Below are 16,484 nucleotides of genomic sequence, written 5' to 3'. Positions count from 1 at the left end.
GCCAGTACCCTCTTGGCGCTTGGTGTCGACCATGCTGATATGGACGAAGACGACGGAATCCTCTCATCACTACCGGACGCCCCGTTGACGACAGATGCCGTCGATGCCCTCGACACGAGCGATAGCGTGCGCGAGGCCACCGTGGTCATGGTTCGTGGCGGGGGTGGCCGTGCGGGACCAGACGAGGACCACACTGACGACGTTCTGCTCGCGACAGATGGCCGGATCCGCTATCTCTCACGGGTTCCCGAGGACGGCTGGTCGGTCGAGTACTCGCAGTCCTACGGTGAGGCGGAGTATGATACCGCCTTCGAGGAAGTGCTGGCGGTTGCACAGGAGACCGCAGAACGCAAGTATCAGTCCCAGACCGAGTTCGAACTGTAGTCCGGAGTGGCGAGGTAAAAAGGGGTGCTCAGTCAGACGTTTCGACCGGTGCGCCCGGCGCGTTCGTCTTCACGCTCTGTAACCCCTGCTTTGCCTTCTGTTTGGAGGAGTATCCCTGACCGCTGTCGGCGATGATGTTCCCGTTGTCGTGGACGAGTCGCCAGCGCCACTTGGCCGCTTTGTCGGCGAATAGCTCTGCCGTCGCGTTACTGCCTGCTGGATCAGTCTCGACAGGTTCGTCCTTCGACTGATCGACGACGTTCGCGCCGGCGACGTTGCGCTTGACGCTTTCGAGCCCTTGCGTTGCTTTCTGTTTCGACGCGTATCCCTCGCTCCCGTCGGCGATGATGTTGCCGTTGCGGTGGACGAGTCGCCAGCGCCATTGCTCGGCGTTGTCCTGGTAGACCTCGAAGGTCGCCTTGCTCGCGAGTACATCGGTTTCGACGTCCCCCTCGCCTTCCTCCCACTCGACCGCGATATCGAGGCTGAGCCGGTCGCCATCGCGTCCGATCTCGACGGCCAGATCGGACTCCTCGGGCGGGGCTACCGTGACTGTCTGTTCCTCGTCGACCGGGACCGGCTCGCCGCGGGCGAGTCGACGCGAGAGCCGATGGAAGAAGGCGGCGAGGCCGTTTCGACTTCGTGTCGCACTCGATTCGTGTAGTAACTCGTCCTGATCCGTATCCGACATACGCCTGTTGTTTGTAGACGCCTCTCATAATATTGTGCCTGCTGACCGGCTACGACGGGTAAACCGACAATCGACGAATATGGCCTCGAACGCGGTTTCCCATTACGGGCCATAGGGATGAAATACAATGAAAATCCGTGTAAGATACCCTGTACCGTGTCGATGTGTGGTTCGACAATCAACGAATCTTCGGCGGAAAGAACATTAGTTATATGCTATGAGTGCTGTCGTGGGAATAACGACCCTATATATGACCGGTAAGTACGACCTCGTTATCGTCGGCGGCGGTATCAGTGGTGCGTCGCTCCTGTATACAACAGCAAAGTTTACTGATATCGACTCGATCGCGCTGATCGAGAAAGAATCCGAGCTGGCGGCGATCAACTCCCATCACACCAACAACTCCCAGACGCTCCATTTCGGAGATATCGAGACGAACTACACTCTCGAAAAGGCCGAAGAAGTCAAGGAGGGCGCGGAGCTGCTCGCGGGATATCTCGAAAACTACGATGACGACAGCGAGATGCACGCCAGGCGCAGCAAGATGGTGCTCGCTGTCGGTGAGGAAGAAGTCGCAGAGCTAGAGGAACGATACCACGACGAGGGCTTTGGCGACCTCTTCCCGAAACTGCGCCCGATCGGTCGCGAGAAGATTGCCGAGATCGAGCCGAAAGTCGTCGAGGGCCGCGACGAGGACGTGGAGATGCTGGCCCTCCAGACGCCCGACGGCTACGTCGTCGACTACGGCGAGACGACAAAATCGTTCGTCGAGGAGGCAAAAGAAGAAGCTACTGTCGACGTCTATACCGGCACCGAAGTCACGGATATCACGCCGACGCTGGACGGCTACACGATCGAGACCGACGGTGGCCGCTTCGACTGTGACGCTACGGTGGTCGCCGCCGGTTCGCACAGCCTCCAGATCGCCCAGGAGCTTGGCTACGGCGAGGATAAAGCGTTGCTCCCTGTCGCAGGTAGTTTCTTCCTCGCGGACGACCTGCTCAACGGCAAGGTCTACACCCTCCAGATGAAGAAGCTCCCCTTCGCCGCGGTCCACGGTGACGCCGACGTCCACGATTCGAGCGTCACGCGGTTTGGTCCGACGGCGAAGATGGTCCCGACGCTCGAACGCGGGCGGATCTCGACGGTCGGGGACTTCCTCGACGTCTTCGGTCTCAACGCCGCGTCGTTCCTCAGCTACGCAAACATTCTTTCCGATCGCATCCTCCTGCCGTACGTCCTCGAAAATCTCCTGTACGATCTCCCCGAAGTCGGCCCGCGCCAGTTCCTGCCGGACGTCCAGAAGGTCGTCCCGAGCGTCGAACTCGACGACATCGAGCGCGCCGAGGGCTACGGTGGGGTCCGACCGCAGATCGTCGATACCAGCGAGAAGTCCCTCGATATGGGTGAGGCAAAGATCGTCGGCGACGACGTCATCTTCAACATCACGCCCTCGCCGGGTGCCTCGACCTGCCTGAAAAACGCCATGCGGGACACCCATACCGTTCTGGAGTTCCTCGACGGCGAGTACGAGTTCGACGAGGAAGCGTTCCGTGCGGAGACCATCGGCAACTTCCCACGTGTCGACGACGCGAGCGCGGTTGATGGCCCCAGTGCGTCCGAAACGAGCGATGCCGAGGCCGCCGGTGACGCCGCAGCGACCGACGACTGAGACAGATCGTTTTGTGCTGGCATCGGGCTAGCTCGCCCGCTCGCGGTCGAGGCCAAACCGATCCCGCAACCGGTTGGCGACGAGTTCCACGCCCACGACGAGCACGAGGATCACGATAATCGCGGCCATCACGCGGGTGTAGTTGCGCGCCCGGAAGGCCATGATGAGCGGATAGCCGATCCCGCCAGCGCCGACGATCCCGAGGACGGTGCTTTTGCGTGCGTTGATTTCCAGATAGAACAGCGTCCACGCGAGATACGCGGTCGACACCTGTGGGAGCCGTGCGGCCGAGGTCGTCGCCAGCAAGCTCGCGCCGGTCGAACGCACGGCCTCGACGGGCCCGCGGTCGATCTCTTCCATCTCGTCGGCGAACAGTCGGCCGAGATCGCCGATGGTCCCCGCAGCAATCGCGAGCGTCCCGGCGACCGGCCCCAGACCGGCCAGCACGACGAACAGCAGGGCATACACCATGCTCGGGATGGCGCGCGCGCCGCCGAGGAAGAGCCGGACGCTCGCGTGGACGTATCGCGGCGTGACGTTGCTCGCGGCCAGCACGCCCAGAACAAACGCGAGCGGAAGCCCGATCGCCGTCCCCGCCGCAGCGATACCGAGCGTCTCGGCGGCCGCAGGCAGGAGTTGTGGCGCGTCCGCGACCAGTTGCTCCCAGAGCGGGCCGGGCAACAGCATCTCCTCTATCAGCACCGACCGGAGGTTCTCCCGATGGGCCCACAGATAGGCGAGATCGAAGCCGAGCCAGCGTGTCGTCGCGTAGAAGCCAGCGAGTAGTGCAAGGAAAGCGAGGAGCCGCAGTGCACTCCGGCGTCGCCACTGTTGCTGGATCCGCTCGAACTCGTCCTCGACGGCGAGCTCATCGGATGCCACGGTCGTACACCTCCGCGATCCGGTCGGCGTCGACGTCCTCGGCGGGGGCGTCGAGGACGAGTTCGCCGTCGGCAAGGCCCAGATACCGGTCCGCGATCCCCCGGGCCAGGTCGGGCTGGTGCAGGCTGACGAGTCCGGCCAGATCGTGGTCACGAACTACCGCTCCGAGCCGTTCGAGGACGGATTCGGCCGTCGCCGGGTCGAGACTGGCCACCGGTTCGTCCGCAAGCAAGACCGCGGGCTCTTGCTGGAGTGCGCGGGCGATCCCCACGCGCTGGCGCTGGCCGCCCGAGAGCGTCCGCACTGGCCGGTCGGCGTAGCCGTCGAGGCCGACTGCGTGCAGCCGTTCGATCGCCGCGCGTTTTGTCGCCGGAGCGTGCCAGCCAACCAGTTCCCGCCAGGCCGGTTCACGCCCGAGCGAGCCGTCGAGCACGTTCTCCAGTGCGGATTTGGAGTCGAGCAGCGCGCCCGCCTGAAAGACGAGCGCGATATCGGTCACTGCGGCCGTGGAGCCGTCCAGCGACACCGTCCCCTCATCGGGCTGTTCCAATCCGTTCAGACAGCGAAGGAGTGTCGTCTTGCCCGCTCCGGAACGCCCGACCAGGACGGCCAGTTCGCCGTCCGGGAGCGTCATCGAGACGTCACTGACGGCGACGTCGTCGTCGTACCGCTTCGTGAGCCGCTGGACGGAGAGGGTCACAGGCTCAGTCGTCGCTTTCGGCCTCGTCGAGGGTGTCGACGTCGACGCCCATCTCCTCGGCGATCTCGCGGACCTGCTCGTACAGGCTCGCGTCGTACTCGCCGTACTGGTCGACGCGGTGCTCTTCGAGATACTCGTCGGGGGTCGCCTGGATGCGCTCGCGGAGTGCCGCGACGACATCGTCGGGGGTGTCGGGCGTCGCGGTGACGACGTCGAACGGGATCGGGTCGCTCTCGGCGATCTTCACGATATCGTCGTCGTCGGGGTGCTGGAAGTCGCCGTAGGCTGCGGCGTCGACGTGGCCCTCTTCGAGCACTCGCAGCGCGGAGTCGTGGCCGCCGGCCCAGTCGATGTCGAAGTCATCCGGCTCCGTCTCGACCGTTCCGGCGTCGAGACCGGCCTCCGAGAGCGTGTAGCGCGGGAAGATTCCGCCGCTGGCCGAGAACGGATCGACCATCCCGATGGTCTTGCCTTCGAGATCGTCGACCGTCTCGATATCCGTCTCGGCTCGCGTCGCGATGTAGGTGTGGTAGGCGTCGGAGCCGTGAGACCAGTTGATCGCCAGCGGATGGACGCCGTCGTCCATCGCCAGCGAGAAGATGATCGGCGAGAGGTTCGCGATCTCGGTGTGGCCCTGGAGGACGCTCTCGACGACCGCGCTGTAGTCGGTCGTCGGCGTCCCCTCGACGGTTAGCTCGTCGAAGCCCTCTTCGAGCCACTCGAACGTGCCGCCGTAGTTTCGCTGTAGCTCCTCGGCGTCCTGAAACGGCGGCAGTCCGAACTCGATTTCGCCGTCCGCCCAGGCAGCAACGGGGTACTCGTCCGCGTCGATCTCCTCACCAGTCCCGAGACAGCCAGCGACACCGGCAACTGCGCCGGCAGCGACCGTCCCCAGATACGTGCGTCGGTTCATACCACCACTCGGTAGCACCGAGAGATAACACTGGCGAATACCACGCGGTATAATCAACGATGATTGGAGATCCGATCAGAGCAGTACGAACACGACGGAGACAACCGGAACCAGCACCGCAACGTAGACGGCCGCCGAGAGTGCCCAGTCCCTGCCGACTGTCGATCGACGATTGGGGTGCAGATCGACCTGAGCCAGCGGGATCAGCACGAAGAAGCCGACCATCAGGGCGTAGAGGACTCCGGCAGCGACGAGCGTCGCCGTGACGCCCCTGCCGAACAGCCCCTCGCTCGTGAGCAAGAGCCAGACGAACAGCGGTCCGGTGAACACGCCAGCGAGGTAGTGGATGACAAACGCAAGCCGTTCCGGTGCGGCCCGCGGTGTCGTCTCGGTCAGGACGGCTGCGGCCACGAACGGGGGGGTTGGTCCTTCCGGAAGCGCGCCCATCGCGCGGTCCATAGCCAGCGTCGCGAGCAGACCCGCGAGGACGCCGAACGCGAACTGCAACGGTACTGTCAGCGTGGCGAGAGACGGCTCCATATCCGTGAGTGGGTTGGATCCATCTTTGTTCTGATGGTTCAGGTATCCGCGCCAACACGAGCGAGAACTGCCCCAGCGAGCAGGAACAGGACGCCGACGAGTCGCACCCGTGTCGTCGCATCGTCGCGGGGATCGAAATCGACGGCGAGCAGGCGATCGTAGCCCCATCCGGCAATCGCCAGCAGTCGGTCGGGAACCAGAAGGTGGACGACGCCGACCAGCATCGCGCCGAGGGAACCGATCCGGAGCAGGGTAGTTCTCGTTCGCATCGGTGGTAGCTCGGGGCGGCGAGGAATTGTAGCTTGTGCTGACACCGCTCCTGCCCGTCTCGCGCGCACGCGCGTGAAGCTTATCCTTCTCTGGTCCTGAAATATAGCGATGACACAGCTACCACCGCGCGAGGAGGGCGGAACGACGACCGGACCGCAAGCGTCAGGAGACGACCAGTCCGTCGAGTACGAGACGGTGCGGACGCCAGTACTCGTCGTTGGTGCGGGGGCGGCCGGCGCTCGCGTCGCCATCGAACTCGCCGAGGCGGGCGTCGAGCCGCTAGTGATCGGGAAACGCGATCACGGCGACGCGCACACGACGTGGGCCGCCGGGGGCATCAACGCGGCGCTGGGATCGCTCGATCCGGCGGACGACTGGACGATTCACGCCGCCGATACGCTCGACGAGGGCCACTTCATCAACGATCCCACGGCAGTCGAGTTGACGACCCGCGAGATGCCCGATCGGATCCACGAACTCGACGAGTGGGGGATGGGGCTGGACCGAACCGAGGACGGGCGGATCAACCAGCGGTATTTCGGCGCACAGTCGTTCCGGCGAACCTGTTTCGTCGGCGACCGCACGGGGGAGGCGATGCTCGACGCGCTGGTCTCGAAGGCCCAGGAGCTGTCGATCCCCTACCGGGAGAACGTGATGGTCACTCGTCTGCTCTCGGATGGCGGAGCGGTCCACGGCGCAGCCGGATACGATATGGAGACGGGCGAGTTCGTCCTGTTCGAGGCCGACCACGTCGTGCTCGCCGCAGGTGGGTATTCGGCGCTGTACAACCGCCACTCATCGCGGGACGACGAGAACAACGGTGACGGGGCAGTGCTAGCACTCGAAGCAGGGGCCTCGCTGATGGATGTCGAATTCGTCCAGTTCCACCCGACAGGGATGGTCGAAGGTCGCTACGGGGACGACTGGGCTGGTCGCCTCGTCACAGAAGCCGTCCGCGGCGAGGGGGGACGGCTGTACAACGCGGACGGCGAGCGGTTCATGGAGCGGTACTCGCCCGACCAGATGGAGCTCGACGCCCGCGACGTGGTCGCCCGGGCGATCGCACAGGAGGTCCGCGAGGGGCGTGGGACCGAGAACGGCGGCGTCTATCTGGACATCTCTCACCGGGAGGACGAGTATGTCAAAGATCGGCTGCCGCGGATGCACGAGCGCTTTGCCGAGCTGGGCGTCGATATCACCGAGGAGCCGATGGAGGTCGCCCCGACCGCCCACTACTCGATGGGCGGCGTCGATATCGACTTCGAGACCGGTGAGACAGGTGTCGAGGGCCTCTACGCCGTCGGCGAGACGGTCGCTGGCGTCCACGGCGCGAACCGGCTCGGGGGCAACTCGCTGGCCGAGACGGTCGCGATCGGGAAACTCGTCGGCGAGCACGTTGCCGCGCAAGTCGGCGACGGGACGGAGCTGCCGGATACTGCCCGGGCACTCGCAGAACGGGAGTTCCGGTCACTGGCGGGGCTCGAAGCCGCGGACGGCACCGACCGGCCACGGGAGTTGCTCGACGACCTCGGGGACGTGCTCTGGGAGCACGCCGGGATTCTCCGGGACGCCGAGATGCTCCGCGAAGGCCTCGACGCAGTCGCGTCGATTCGCGAGCGAACTGAGGACCTTCGCGTGGAGGGCGGCCTGACCGGTCGCGACTTCGAGTTCGCGGTCGACCTCTCCTTTAGCCTCACGCTCGCGGAGGCCCTCCTCCGGAGCGCGCTGGAGCGCGAGGAGTCCCGCGGCGCACACTACCGGACCGACTACCCCGAGGTCGACCCGAGCTGGCGGCGCAACGTCCTCGTCGACGCCGGTGATACGGGGCTCGAACTACGGACCCGCGGTGTCCCCGAGCCCAGCGAACAGGTCCAGGAGGCGATCGAAGCGGGGTACGAGCTGGATTACCACCATCTCGAGTAGCCGGTACTGTCGCGCCTGAAGAGGCAGGCGGTCGCGTCTCGCGGTCAGCGCGGTACCGGATACGCGATCGTTTGCCGATCGGTGCGGTGGTCCCGCCCATCCGGCACCGACTCCAGCGTCTCCTCGCGTGCGGCGGCAGTCAGCGCGAGGGCGTCGAGCACGTCGTCACGGCTCACGTCCTTGCGGTAGTACGCACCGAGCGCGCCCTCGTAGGCCGCGTCGCTTCCCGGAAGTTCGGCGCGGAGCAGTTCCCGACGGCTCGTCCGGCCCGCCTCGGTGTGTTTCGAGTCCGGAACGGGCGTTCCACCGGCGAAGGCGGCGAAACAGAGCTCCGGGTGACACTCGATCACGCGCTCTCGTGGTGTCCTGTGTTCGTCGAGAAAGTGCGCGACCTCCCTGATACCCGGGAGAATGTTGTAGCTCTGCACCGAGAGTCCGTGTCCGGTGTGCTCGCGGTTACGCTCGTTTGCCTCCTCGTAGCTGTCCGCCGCAAGGACTGCGCGAGCAGGGGCGTAGAACACACAGGAGCGCCGGTCGCCGAGCAGCTCGCGTGCCGCCTCGTCACAGGCTCGTCGGCCCGACTCCGGGAGGCCGATCGGGACGTCGATCAGCAGGCGCTCGGCATCCGCGTGATCGGCCCAGAGCGCCTCGATGTCGTCGTACCGGGCCACGCGGAGTCCCGCCCCGTCGTGGACTCCCGCGACCCACCCGCTCGGACAGGCGTCGATGCCGAGCACCGTCATGTGTCGAGGTCGGCCGGCTCCAGGGGCGTGGACGTCCGCCAGTAGTGATCGTAGGTGTCGTCGGCCCACGAGCGGACCTGCGGATCGTCCGTATCGAGCGAGGCCTGCAGGACACCGCTCTCGTCGCGCAAGAGCAGATGAACCGTCTCGTCGGCGATCGTCACGGCCAGCGGGATCCCCTCCTCGCGGAGCCGGATCGACGCCCCGTCGGTCCGTAAAATACGCTGTAGCCGATCCCGGAGCTCGTCGTCGTCGGCCACCGCCTCGACGGCGCTGCGCGAGAGGACGGCACGGAACTGCTGGTCTCCCGCAGTGACACGGTCCTCGACGACGCGGAGACTTCCCTCGTTGAACGCGTGGGAGAACGCCCTGACCGACTCGCTGTCCCGGAGCAGATCGAGTAGCCGCCTGAGCGGGGCGTTCGGCCGGGTCTGGGAGGGGACCGTGATCCGCGCGTCGGCCAGTCGCTGCAGATCGAAGTCCATCGCGTGTGTCGGCAGATACTCTACGATCTCTCTCAGTTCGCCCTCGGTCTCGACTATCTCCAGTAGATCCGTAAAGCCATCGGCGAGGAGCCGTCCCGTCGCGGTGGCAACGTACTCGCCGTCGTCACGGACGATCCACGAGCGCTCCTCGAAATCACCAAGAACGCGGCTCAGCGTCGCCTGTGACGCGCCGGTTTCGGCGGCCAGCTCCGACCGGGTCCGACGCTCCTCGGCGAGACACTGAAGCACCCGGACCCTGTTCTCCGAGAGCGCGAGGAACTCGATCTCCTCGAGTGCCGATTCCATACCCGCTTTCGGCGGTGGCGCGATAAACCGTTTTCGTCCCCTGAAACCGTTGCAGGCTCCGAACCGATACCGAGACGTGCGCGAGTTCGTCACCCCGAAATATTTTCTAAATGACATTATAATCCTCCGGCTCGTACGTGTGAGCAAGATGGTCTCGACACTCCGCGGCGCACGCAACTGGGTGAGTACTCCCCCGTGGTAGATCGGCGCACTGCCGTCCTCTTCGTGGCGTCGAGTCTCCTCTTTGGCGGAACCTTCGTCGCGGCAAAGGCGGGACTGGAGTATTTCCCCCCGCTTGCGTTCGTTGCGCTCCGGTTCGACATCGCCGCGATCGTCCTGCTCGGGTACGTCCTGCTGACACGGTCGCGCGCCGAGCTCGTCCCCCGCACTCGCGGCGATATCGCGGGGATCCTCGCGACCGGCGTGCTCGCGATCGGCCTGACGAACGCCCTGATCTTCGTCGGCCAGCAGTACGCCACCAGCGCCGTGGCCGCGATCATGTTCAGCCTCAACCCGATCCTGACGCCGGTCTTTGCCGCACTGTTACTTTCCGACGAACGACTCTCCGCTCGCGGTGCGGCGGGCCTGCTGCTCGGTCTCGGCGGCGTCGTGCTCGTGGTCGGCCCCTCACCGGACCTGCTGCTTGGCGGCGGACTGTTCGGTCAGGCGGTCCTCTTTGCCGCCGCGGTCAGCGGCGCGCTGGGGGCGGTGTCGATCCGCAGGGCCGGCGGGACGCTTTCCAGTACGGTCAGAACTGCGTGGGGACTGCCGTTCGCTGCCGCGCTCACGCACGTACTGAGCGTTGCCAGCGGCGAATCGATGTCCGAGATCGTCTGGACGCCCGAGTCCGTACTGGCGCTTGCTTACGTCGCCCTCTTTGCTGGCGCGCTCGCCTACGTTGCCTACTTCGGCCTGATCGATTCGGCCGGTGCGATCCACGCGAACCTCGCCTTCTACGTCGTTCCAGCCGTCTCGACGGTCGGCGGCTGGGCGCTGCTCGGCGAGACGATCTCGACGTTGACGGTCGTCGGCTTTCTCGTGATCTTCGCCGGGTTCGCCGTCCTCGGGAGCGAGTCGGTCGACCTGCGGCGGTATCTCCCGGTTAGAGCGACGCGGCGTCGCTCGACGGCCGAACAGTTCGTCTCACTCGACGACATCCGCGGCGAGAAGGCCGACTGAGTGGGCTCTGTCCACCGGCAGGGAACGAACGGCTTTTGCACCCGTTCGCCGTACTCACGGCCATGGAACGGCTCGAAGCGTCGCTACACGAGGCACCTATCGTCGATCAGGACGGCTACGAGTATCTGGTCCACCCGATCAGCAACGGCATCCCGATGCTCGATCCCGGACTCTTGCGCGAGGCCGTCATCGGTCTGATGCGTGAAACCAACCTCGAGGTCGACAAGATCGTCGCCCCCGAGGCGACCGGGATCCACGTCGCGACCGCCCTCTCACTGCAGACGGACATCCCGCTGGTCGTGGTGCGAAAACGTGAATACGGACTCGACGGTGAGGTCCCCCTCGACGTGACGAGCGCCTACGACGAGGCCGAACTGTTCATCAACGACGTCGAGGCGGGCGACCGCGTGCTCGTGATCGACGACCTGCTTGCGACCGGCGGGACGCTCGGCGCGGTCTGTACCGCGCTCGACGAGCTCGGCGCGGACGTCGTCGACATCGGTGTCGTGATCCGAAAGCTCGACCAGCCCGGCCTCGACGAGTTCGACGTGACCAGCCTCGTCGATATCAGTATCGAGGACGGCGAGGTCACGGTTCACTAGCGAAGACGAGTCTACTCCTCGGCGACGTTGACGGTCAGCACCGGCGCAGGCGATTTCGTGACGACTTTCTGGGACGTGCTTCCGAGCATGTTCTCTGTGAACTCGTCGGCCTGTGTACCCATGGTCACGAGGTCGATATCGGCGTCGTCGACGTACGAGACGATCGTTTCGGCGGGCGAGCCGCGCCGGATCGCGGTCTCGACCCTGTAGCCTGCGTCGTCGAGTGAGTCGGCAACCTCCGAGAGGGCCCGTTCACCCTCCGACTGGAGGTCCTCCAGTACCTCGGCTTTCATCTCCTCTTGCAGCGTCAGAAACGCCCCGTCGTCGATGACATAGAGGACGTGGACGGTCGTCGAATCTTCGTCTGCGATATCGGTCGTGTGTTCGAGCACCGTCTCGACCGACGCGCCGCCGTCGGTCGGGACCAGGATGTCGCTGTACATCGTACCTGTACTTTCGGCGGTCGATACACACCGTTTACGGTTTTCGCGTCGTTGGCCCTACCGTGGCTCGAACGCGTGGCGCACGATCTCGGAATCGTCGTCCCACTCGAAGTTCTCGTGGGCTCGCTGGAGGATCGATTTGTACTGGTCGAGATCCGCAGCGCCCTCCGCCCGGGCGTCCTCGTCGGTCATGTCCCCCAGCCGTCGCTCCTCGATTGCTGTGATCTCGAAGGTCGTGTCCTCGATCGTGAAGCTGTCCCCTTCCTCCGCGTAGGCCTGCCCGCGGTGGATCTGTGTGACCTCACCCGCGAGTGCCTGCTGACGCATCCGGTCACTCGGGAGTATCGTTCCGGCGTCGATCTCTGCCATAGCTATCTGTTGGACTCGTCGGCCGAAAGCGTTCCGCCGGAGCTACTCACCGTCGGCCGCCCGTCCACCCCAGACGCGCTTGTCGTCGACCAGTGCGACCGTCATCGGTTCCTCGACGGTGATCTGGCAGGAGAGCCGGGGATAGCCAAAGCGGTCGGCGGCACGATCGTGCCAGTGCTCGGGCGATGGCTCACCGTCGGCGATCCGGACGCCACAGGTTGCGCAGATGCCGCGCCCCCCGCAGTTCAGGCTGCTCGTCAGGTCGGTGTACGGCGAGTGCCCACGATCGAGCAGTGCGTTCCGGAGGTTCCGCCCGCGCCTGACCTCGAACTCGTGGACCTCGCCCTCGGTGTGGACTGTGAGCTGGACCGTCTCGGAGCCGTCGGCGTCTCGCCCCATCTCACAGCGAGACGGTCGCCAGATCGGATTCGAGCTCGGCGACGTGCTCGTTGTACGCCTCGATCACGCCCGCAACCATCGGCGCGTACTTTCGGACGTCCGCAGCCGATGGGGGTTCGTACTGGGAGAGCAGGTAGACGCCGCCCGACCCACCGGCGCGCAGGTAGGAGACGCCGTCGGTGTCCCATTTCAGTTCCCAGCGCGTCCCGTCGACCCGCGTGGTGAAGGTGCCGTAGTCGCCGCCCTCGTACCGGTGGAGCTCACCGGCGATCAGGTCACAGGCCTCCTCGACCCGGTTCAACAGCCGGTCCCGCTCGGCGACGATGCCCTCGGTCGTCTCGATCTCGGGATACTCCGGGTCTACGTCGTCAAGCAGCCCGTCGAGCGACCTGACGTACTCGTTGTACGACGCGACGAATGCCTCGTAGTCTTCGAGTGCCGTCGCCAGTTTCTCCGGCTCTGGCGGCTGCTTCGTCGAGACGACGTACACCTCCAGCCCGCGGCCGCCCTCGAAGCGGAGGTACTGCAGGTCACCGGCCTCGTACTTGACCGTCCACGTCCCGCGATCGGTCTCGAAGCTCTGCTGGCCGTAGTCGCCGCCCTGAAACTTGGCGAGCTGGTAGGCAATCGTCCCGGCGTGATCGCGGATCCGCTCGACGAGGTCGTCGCGCTGGCGTGTTGCTTCCTCGGGGTCGGCAACGTCGAGCGCGGCAAGGTCGATCATACGCGATGGTAGTGTCCGACCGTCAAAACAGGTTCGGACGGACGTGCCATGGCGAGGCTGTCCCGGGTACGTCGCCGGGGCGCTGGCCCGACTACTCCACCGGCGGGCCGACCTGATTCCTCCGTGCCGGAACTGCCAAGGGCGTGGCCTGTCGACTCTCACTCGATGGGTGGCAAACTCGATCCCGAGGCGCTGGCGGCGGTGCTTGGCCGGACGGGCGGGCTTGGCGAGGACGTCCTCGTCGGGCCGGCCTATGGTGAGGACGCCGCGGCGATCGACCTCGGCGACGACCGGCTGATCGTCTCCTCGGATCCGATATCGCTGGCGGCCGAACGGATCGGCACGCTCGGCGTCCACGTCGCCTGTAATGACGTGGCGGTCGGCGGCGCGGATCCGGAGTTCCTGACCGCCGTCCTCCTGGTGCCGAGCGAGGCTGGCGATGGAGAGGCTGTGGCGGGCAGCGCGGGAAGCGACGACCGCGTCGAGACGATCATGGCGGACGTCGAACGCGAGGCGAGCGACCTCGACGTCTCGATCGTCGGCGGCCACACCGAGTACGTCGACCAGCTCGACCGGCCGCTGCTCTCGATGACGGCGATGGGCAGGACCGACCGGGAAGTCCCGACGAGCGGCGCGAAACCGGGCGATCGGATCGTCCTGACGAAGGGTGCAGGGATCGAGGCGACTGCAATTCTGGCGACCGACTTCCGCGAGGATCTGGAGGGCGTCTCGGCCGAAACGGTCGACCGGGCGGCGGACTTTTTCGATGATCTCAGCGTGGTCCCCGACGCCCGAGTTCTGCGCGAGCACGCGACTGCGATGCACGACCCGACCGAGGGCGGCGTCTTCGACGGGCTGATCGAGCTATCTGCGGCGTCGGGGGTCGAACTGGTTGTCGACTCGGCAACCATTCCGATCCGCGAGGAGACGGCCCGGCTCTGTGCCGCGATGGACGTCGACCCACTGCATTCCTTTGGCTCCGGAGCCGCGCTGGCGACGGTCCCCGAGGAGGACGTCGCGGACGCGCTGGCCGCGCTCGCCGATGCCGGGATTGAGGCGGCAGAGATCGGGACGGTTCGGGCGGCCGACGAACCCGCACTCGTACTCGATGGGGAGCGCTTCGACGAACCGGCACGCGAGGCGCTGTACGAACTGTGGGAGTGAGGGTGCTCTAATAAAAAAGTAGCCTATCACCGTGAGAAGATGATTCACCGGGCCACCGTACGCGAGGTAACACTCAATCGCAGATACACTCGTGAGATTGGCTGGCCAGATGGACTACTTGCCTATGGATTCGAGTAGACAGTGTCAACATGGTCTCCGCACGCTCCTGGGTAGGCATCCCGTCTTGATAGTACGTCTGTGCACGGTTTTCGGTCCAGAGGTCATCGAGTCGAGACGCGACTTCTTCACTGATGAATCCAGCTTCTGCGCTTCGATTGATCGCAGTTGTGTGTGACTGTGGTGGGTTCGCCGGATCCTGATGCCCCTCGTGGATTAGCCAAAACATGAACGTCTTCTCGATGGACGTGAACACTGCTTCGATCGCCAGCGTGTAGTAGCCATCTGTCAGTAGTTGGTCTGCACCCGATAGCGATCGACAGGCCTTGCGAAGTTGAACAAGTCCCGCGTCAGCGACCTCAAGTCCGACCTCCGATTCTTGACCGCCGTGACGGAACGCTGTCTCCGCATCCGAGAGTTCCGGCTCAACATCATCAAGCGTGATCGGCATCGGTTACTCGCCTCCTCGTTCGGTTTCATAGACCGCGTCTCGAACGTCCTCCAGAGCGTCAGTTCGCTCCAGGACAATTCCCTCATCGAAGATGTCCCGTAACGGTACTCCGTGAGATGCGGCAGACTCGGAGTTTTCGACAAGCACCTCGAACTGGTAGCGTTCTCCCTGGAACGTTCGTTCCTCCAGATCTCTGGCGAGTTGGGAAACGAGGCGACGCCCGTACGTAAGATTCCCCTCGACGATGACGAGGAGATCAATGTCGCTACTTCGATCAGCTCCACCGCGTGCGACGCTCCCGAAGAGGATGACGCCGACAATCTGTTCCACGTCATCAGAGGTTCCGATGTCCGTGGTGAGTTCATTGAGGAACGCCTGTACCGGCTTTCGAAACTCTCGCTGTGGGATGGTGAACAGCGGGTCAGATCCGGTGATATGATCTTGGTCGATCGTAATCTGTGCTGGTTTCCCGGTCGCGATATCGAGGACACCCATCCGTTCGAGGAGTTCCACAGATCGTGAGACGGAAGACACGTCGGAGCCAGTGATCGTCGCTAATTCTTTCTGCGTGAACCCCTCGAACGGGTTGTTAACCAGATGATGGAGGATGTCTTGCATCGCCTGGTATCGAAAGACCCGTTCTTCCGGGAAGGGGAAATCAAGAAGAACCCGTGTCTGTTCTTGCATAATAAACAAACTATTGCAGGATATGCAAAAGTGTTGTGCCCCGCGCGCTCACTCTCGCGCTTCCACCCACCACGGTATTCGTTCACTGGGCTCTGATGGATTCCTCAGCAGGTGCCAGATTGAGGCCACCCATCGGTCAGTAGGTGAACGATCTATCACGTGAGATCGTGATCTGTCCCCCAATCGATAAGTGACCAGTGCAAGACATAGAGCTTGAGTCTTGCATGACGAATTGCGTTGTTTGCAGGTGCTGCGACCACTCACTCAAGTGTGCACATATGTCAGCTATGCCAAAAAATAAGTTGGAAAGGGTGTATGTTTTTGCCATGAAACGGGTGTGGATTGCTTCTGAAGTGTCGATACCGAGTGCGAGACGATGCGCGTCCCGAGAACAGAGGTGGTAATTGGATGAATGAACTGCCGTTCAACCGGCGCGACCTACTAAAACTGTCTGGGAGCACGCTGTTTGCAGCTGGAGCAGTCCCCCAAGCGGTTCAGGCCCAAAAGACCACAATCAGCCCTGGTGAGGAGATATCTGGTACAATAAACAGTTCGGATGACAGAGACGAATTTGAAATGTCGGTTAGTCAGGGCGATGTCATTGAGATAGAGAGTGAAAAAGAAGCTCGGAATCGCACTCGTTTTAACATGTCACTTCCACGCGGGGGCGGTGGAAACTTTGGTGGGTCAGTAGGTGAAGAGACGTACCGGACTCGGCGTACGATTGAAGAGACAGGGACGCTCGAGTTCAGTATCTACACGTTTGATGAGGACGTGGATGATCCCCAACCATACAGTTTTGAGATTACACGATACGAAGGACTTGATCAGTGGCCTGCA

Annotated in this window: 21 protein-coding genes; 7 read left to right on the top strand and 14 right to left on the bottom strand. The window is 64.0% G+C overall.

The features are described 5' to 3' along the window. Positions 1 to 39: 39 nt before the first annotated feature. Positions 40 to 384 (top strand): DUF7964 domain-containing protein, encoded by a 345-nt coding sequence (locus AArcSt11_RS13630; RefSeq protein WP_250597865.1) that lies wholly within the window; start codon positions 40 to 42, stop codon positions 382 to 384. Between the two features lie 28 nt (positions 385 to 412). Here the strand turns inward: AArcSt11_RS13630 and AArcSt11_RS13625 are convergent, their stop codons facing one another. Further along, entirely contained in the window at positions 413 to 1,075 is a 663-nt protein-coding gene (locus tag AArcSt11_RS13625) for an HVO_2922 family protein (protein ID WP_250597864.1), read from the bottom strand. Between the two features lie 250 nt (positions 1,076 to 1,325). Between AArcSt11_RS13625 and AArcSt11_RS13620 the strand changes: the two genes are divergently transcribed. Next, entirely contained in the window at positions 1,326 to 2,747 is a 1,422-nt protein-coding gene (locus AArcSt11_RS13620; protein ID WP_250597862.1) for an FAD-dependent oxidoreductase, read from the top strand. A gap of 27 nt (positions 2,748 to 2,774) precedes the next feature. Here the strand turns inward: AArcSt11_RS13620 and phnE are convergent, their stop codons facing one another. From phnE to AArcSt11_RS13595, 5 genes are all read right to left on the bottom strand, one after another. Continuing rightward, positions 2,775 to 3,629: a phosphonate ABC transporter, permease protein PhnE gene (phnE, locus tag AArcSt11_RS13615; RefSeq protein ID WP_250597861.1), complete on the bottom strand. Its 855-nt coding sequence runs from the start codon at positions 3,627 to 3,629 to the stop codon at positions 2,775 to 2,777. Next, positions 3,616 to 4,329, bottom strand: a complete 714-nt coding sequence (locus AArcSt11_RS13610) for a phosphonate ABC transporter ATP-binding protein (RefSeq protein WP_250597860.1) — start codon at positions 4,327 to 4,329, stop codon at positions 3,616 to 3,618. Before AArcSt11_RS13610 ends, phnE begins: the two co-directional genes overlap by 14 nt. Before the next feature lie 4 nt (positions 4,330 to 4,333). After that, the gene (locus AArcSt11_RS13605) at positions 4,334 to 5,242 is read right to left on the bottom strand and encodes a phosphate/phosphite/phosphonate ABC transporter substrate-binding protein (protein WP_250597859.1); all 909 of its coding nucleotides are present in this window, start codon (positions 5,240 to 5,242) and stop codon (positions 4,334 to 4,336) included. 75 nt (positions 5,243 to 5,317) lie between these two features. Further along, positions 5,318 to 5,782, bottom strand: a complete 465-nt coding sequence (locus AArcSt11_RS13600; RefSeq protein WP_250597858.1) for a hypothetical protein — start codon at positions 5,780 to 5,782, stop codon at positions 5,318 to 5,320. 38 nt (positions 5,783 to 5,820) lie between these two features. Continuing rightward, the gene (locus AArcSt11_RS13595) at positions 5,821 to 6,051 is read right to left on the bottom strand and encodes a hypothetical protein (protein WP_250597857.1); all 231 of its coding nucleotides are present in this window, start codon (positions 6,049 to 6,051) and stop codon (positions 5,821 to 5,823) included. 109 nt (positions 6,052 to 6,160) lie between these two features. On the opposite strand from AArcSt11_RS13595, the gene AArcSt11_RS13590 reads away from it, so the two are divergent. Beyond that, positions 6,161 to 7,975, top strand: a complete 1,815-nt coding sequence (locus AArcSt11_RS13590; protein ID WP_250597855.1) for an L-aspartate oxidase — start codon at positions 6,161 to 6,163, stop codon at positions 7,973 to 7,975. A gap of 44 nt (positions 7,976 to 8,019) precedes the next feature. Here AArcSt11_RS13590 and AArcSt11_RS13585 read toward each other — a convergent pair whose 3' ends face one another. Both AArcSt11_RS13585 and AArcSt11_RS13580 read right to left on the bottom strand, forming a co-directional pair. Continuing rightward, positions 8,020 to 8,718 (bottom strand): DUF429 domain-containing protein, encoded by a 699-nt coding sequence (locus tag AArcSt11_RS13585; RefSeq protein ID WP_250597853.1) that lies wholly within the window; start codon positions 8,716 to 8,718, stop codon positions 8,020 to 8,022. Continuing rightward, complete coding sequence (locus AArcSt11_RS13580) at positions 8,715 to 9,509, bottom strand: helix-turn-helix transcriptional regulator (protein ID WP_250597851.1); 795 nt, start codon at positions 9,507 to 9,509, stop codon at positions 8,715 to 8,717. Before AArcSt11_RS13580 ends, AArcSt11_RS13585 begins: the two co-directional genes overlap by 4 nt. 195 nt (positions 9,510 to 9,704) lie before the next feature. Here AArcSt11_RS13580 and AArcSt11_RS13575 point away from each other — a divergent pair, with 195 nt between their 5' ends. Beyond that, positions 9,705 to 10,688: a DMT family transporter gene (locus AArcSt11_RS13575; protein ID WP_250597849.1), complete on the top strand. Its 984-nt coding sequence runs from the start codon at positions 9,705 to 9,707 to the stop codon at positions 10,686 to 10,688. 62 nt (positions 10,689 to 10,750) lie between these two features. Beyond that, on the top strand, positions 10,751 to 11,290 hold the full coding sequence (locus AArcSt11_RS13570; RefSeq protein WP_250597846.1) for a purine phosphoribosyltransferase family protein: 540 nt from the start codon (positions 10,751 to 10,753) through the stop codon (positions 11,288 to 11,290). Between the two features lie 11 nt (positions 11,291 to 11,301). Here the strand turns inward: AArcSt11_RS13570 and AArcSt11_RS13565 are convergent, their stop codons facing one another. The 4 genes from AArcSt11_RS13565 to AArcSt11_RS13550 are packed head-to-tail and all read right to left on the bottom strand — an operon-like array spanning position 11,302 to position 13,225. Beyond that, a complete protein-coding gene (locus AArcSt11_RS13565; RefSeq protein WP_250597844.1) occupies positions 11,302 to 11,733 on the bottom strand; it encodes a universal stress protein in 432 nt (143 codons plus the stop codon). 57 nt (positions 11,734 to 11,790) lie between these two features. Further along, the gene (locus tag AArcSt11_RS13560; protein ID WP_250597843.1) at positions 11,791 to 12,102 is read right to left on the bottom strand and encodes an ASCH domain-containing protein; all 312 of its coding nucleotides are present in this window, start codon (positions 12,100 to 12,102) and stop codon (positions 11,791 to 11,793) included. A gap of 42 nt (positions 12,103 to 12,144) precedes the next feature. Next, positions 12,145 to 12,501 carry a 2Fe-2S iron-sulfur cluster-binding protein gene (locus tag AArcSt11_RS13555; RefSeq protein WP_250597841.1) on the bottom strand — a complete coding sequence of 119 codons (357 nt, stop codon included), beginning with the start codon at positions 12,499 to 12,501 and terminating at the stop codon, positions 12,145 to 12,147. 1 nt (position 12,502) lies between these two features. Next, the gene (locus AArcSt11_RS13550; RefSeq protein WP_250597839.1) at positions 12,503 to 13,225 is read right to left on the bottom strand and encodes a profilin-fold protein; all 723 of its coding nucleotides are present in this window, start codon (positions 13,223 to 13,225) and stop codon (positions 12,503 to 12,505) included. A gap of 165 nt (positions 13,226 to 13,390) precedes the next feature. Here AArcSt11_RS13550 and AArcSt11_RS13545 point away from each other — a divergent pair, with 165 nt between their 5' ends. Next, positions 13,391 to 14,389 carry an AIR synthase family protein gene (locus tag AArcSt11_RS13545; RefSeq protein WP_250597837.1) on the top strand — a complete coding sequence of 333 codons (999 nt, stop codon included), beginning with the start codon at positions 13,391 to 13,393 and terminating at the stop codon, positions 14,387 to 14,389. Positions 14,390 to 14,462: 73 nt separating this feature from the next. On the opposite strand, the gene AArcSt11_RS13540 is transcribed toward AArcSt11_RS13545, so the two are convergent. Both AArcSt11_RS13540 and AArcSt11_RS13535 read right to left on the bottom strand, forming a co-directional pair. Next, positions 14,463 to 14,957 carry a DUF8154 family protein gene (locus tag AArcSt11_RS13540; RefSeq protein ID WP_250597835.1) on the bottom strand — a complete coding sequence of 165 codons (495 nt, stop codon included), beginning with the start codon at positions 14,955 to 14,957 and terminating at the stop codon, positions 14,463 to 14,465. Between the two features lie 3 nt (positions 14,958 to 14,960). Beyond that, entirely contained in the window at positions 14,961 to 15,644 is a 684-nt protein-coding gene (locus AArcSt11_RS13535) for a nucleotidyltransferase domain-containing protein (protein WP_250597833.1), read from the bottom strand. A 408-nt stretch (positions 15,645 to 16,052) separates the two neighbouring features. Between AArcSt11_RS13535 and AArcSt11_RS13530 the strand changes: the two genes are divergently transcribed. After that, positions 16,053 to 16,484 (top strand): hypothetical protein (locus AArcSt11_RS13530; protein WP_250597831.1); only part of this gene is annotated, 432 nt, incomplete at its 3' end.

The sequence above is a fragment of the Natranaeroarchaeum aerophilus genome (assembly GCF_023638055.1).
Lineage (GTDB): Archaea > Halobacteriota > Halobacteria > Halobacteriales > Natronoarchaeaceae > Natranaeroarchaeum > Natranaeroarchaeum aerophilum.
This window is presented reverse-complemented; position numbering and strand designations above follow the sequence as displayed.

Excerpts from the sequence above, each read along its gene's own strand:
- AArcSt11_RS13630 (WP_250597865.1), top strand. The coding sequence starts at position 40 with ATGGACGAAGACGACGGAATCCTCTCATCACTACCGGACGCCCCGTTG.
- AArcSt11_RS13625 (WP_250597864.1), bottom strand. The coding sequence starts at position 1,075 with ATGTCGGATACGGATCAGGACGAGTTACTACACGAATCGAGTGCGACA.
- AArcSt11_RS13620 (WP_250597862.1), top strand. The coding sequence starts at position 1,326 with ATGACCGGTAAGTACGACCTCGTTATCGTCGGCGGCGGTATCAGTGGT.
- AArcSt11_RS13605 (WP_250597859.1), bottom strand. The coding sequence starts at position 5,242 with ATGAACCGACGCACGTATCTGGGGACGGTCGCTGCCGGCGCAGTTGCC.
- AArcSt11_RS13600 (WP_250597858.1), bottom strand. The coding sequence starts at position 5,782 with ATGGAGCCGTCTCTCGCCACGCTGACAGTACCGTTGCAGTTCGCGTTC.
- AArcSt11_RS13595 (WP_250597857.1), bottom strand. The coding sequence starts at position 6,051 with ATGCGAACGAGAACTACCCTGCTCCGGATCGGTTCCCTCGGCGCGATG.
- AArcSt11_RS13590 (WP_250597855.1), top strand. The coding sequence starts at position 6,161 with ATGACACAGCTACCACCGCGCGAGGAGGGCGGAACGACGACCGGACCG.
- AArcSt11_RS13585 (WP_250597853.1), bottom strand. The coding sequence starts at position 8,718 with ATGACGGTGCTCGGCATCGACGCCTGTCCGAGCGGGTGGGTCGCGGGA.
- AArcSt11_RS13580 (WP_250597851.1), bottom strand. The coding sequence starts at position 9,509 with ATGGAATCGGCACTCGAGGAGATCGAGTTCCTCGCGCTCTCGGAGAAC.
- AArcSt11_RS13570 (WP_250597846.1), top strand. The coding sequence starts at position 10,751 with ATGGAACGGCTCGAAGCGTCGCTACACGAGGCACCTATCGTCGATCAG.
- AArcSt11_RS13565 (WP_250597844.1), bottom strand. The coding sequence starts at position 11,733 with ATGTACAGCGACATCCTGGTCCCGACCGACGGCGGCGCGTCGGTCGAG.
- AArcSt11_RS13560 (WP_250597843.1), bottom strand. The coding sequence starts at position 12,102 with ATGGCAGAGATCGACGCCGGAACGATACTCCCGAGTGACCGGATGCGT.
- AArcSt11_RS13555 (WP_250597841.1), bottom strand. The coding sequence starts at position 12,501 with ATGGGGCGAGACGCCGACGGCTCCGAGACGGTCCAGCTCACAGTCCAC.
- AArcSt11_RS13550 (WP_250597839.1), bottom strand. The coding sequence starts at position 13,225 with ATGATCGACCTTGCCGCGCTCGACGTTGCCGACCCCGAGGAAGCAACA.
- AArcSt11_RS13545 (WP_250597837.1), top strand. The coding sequence starts at position 13,391 with ATGGGTGGCAAACTCGATCCCGAGGCGCTGGCGGCGGTGCTTGGCCGG.
- AArcSt11_RS13540 (WP_250597835.1), bottom strand. The coding sequence starts at position 14,957 with ATGCCGATCACGCTTGATGATGTTGAGCCGGAACTCTCGGATGCGGAG.
- AArcSt11_RS13535 (WP_250597833.1), bottom strand. The coding sequence starts at position 15,644 with ATGCAAGAACAGACACGGGTTCTTCTTGATTTCCCCTTCCCGGAAGAA.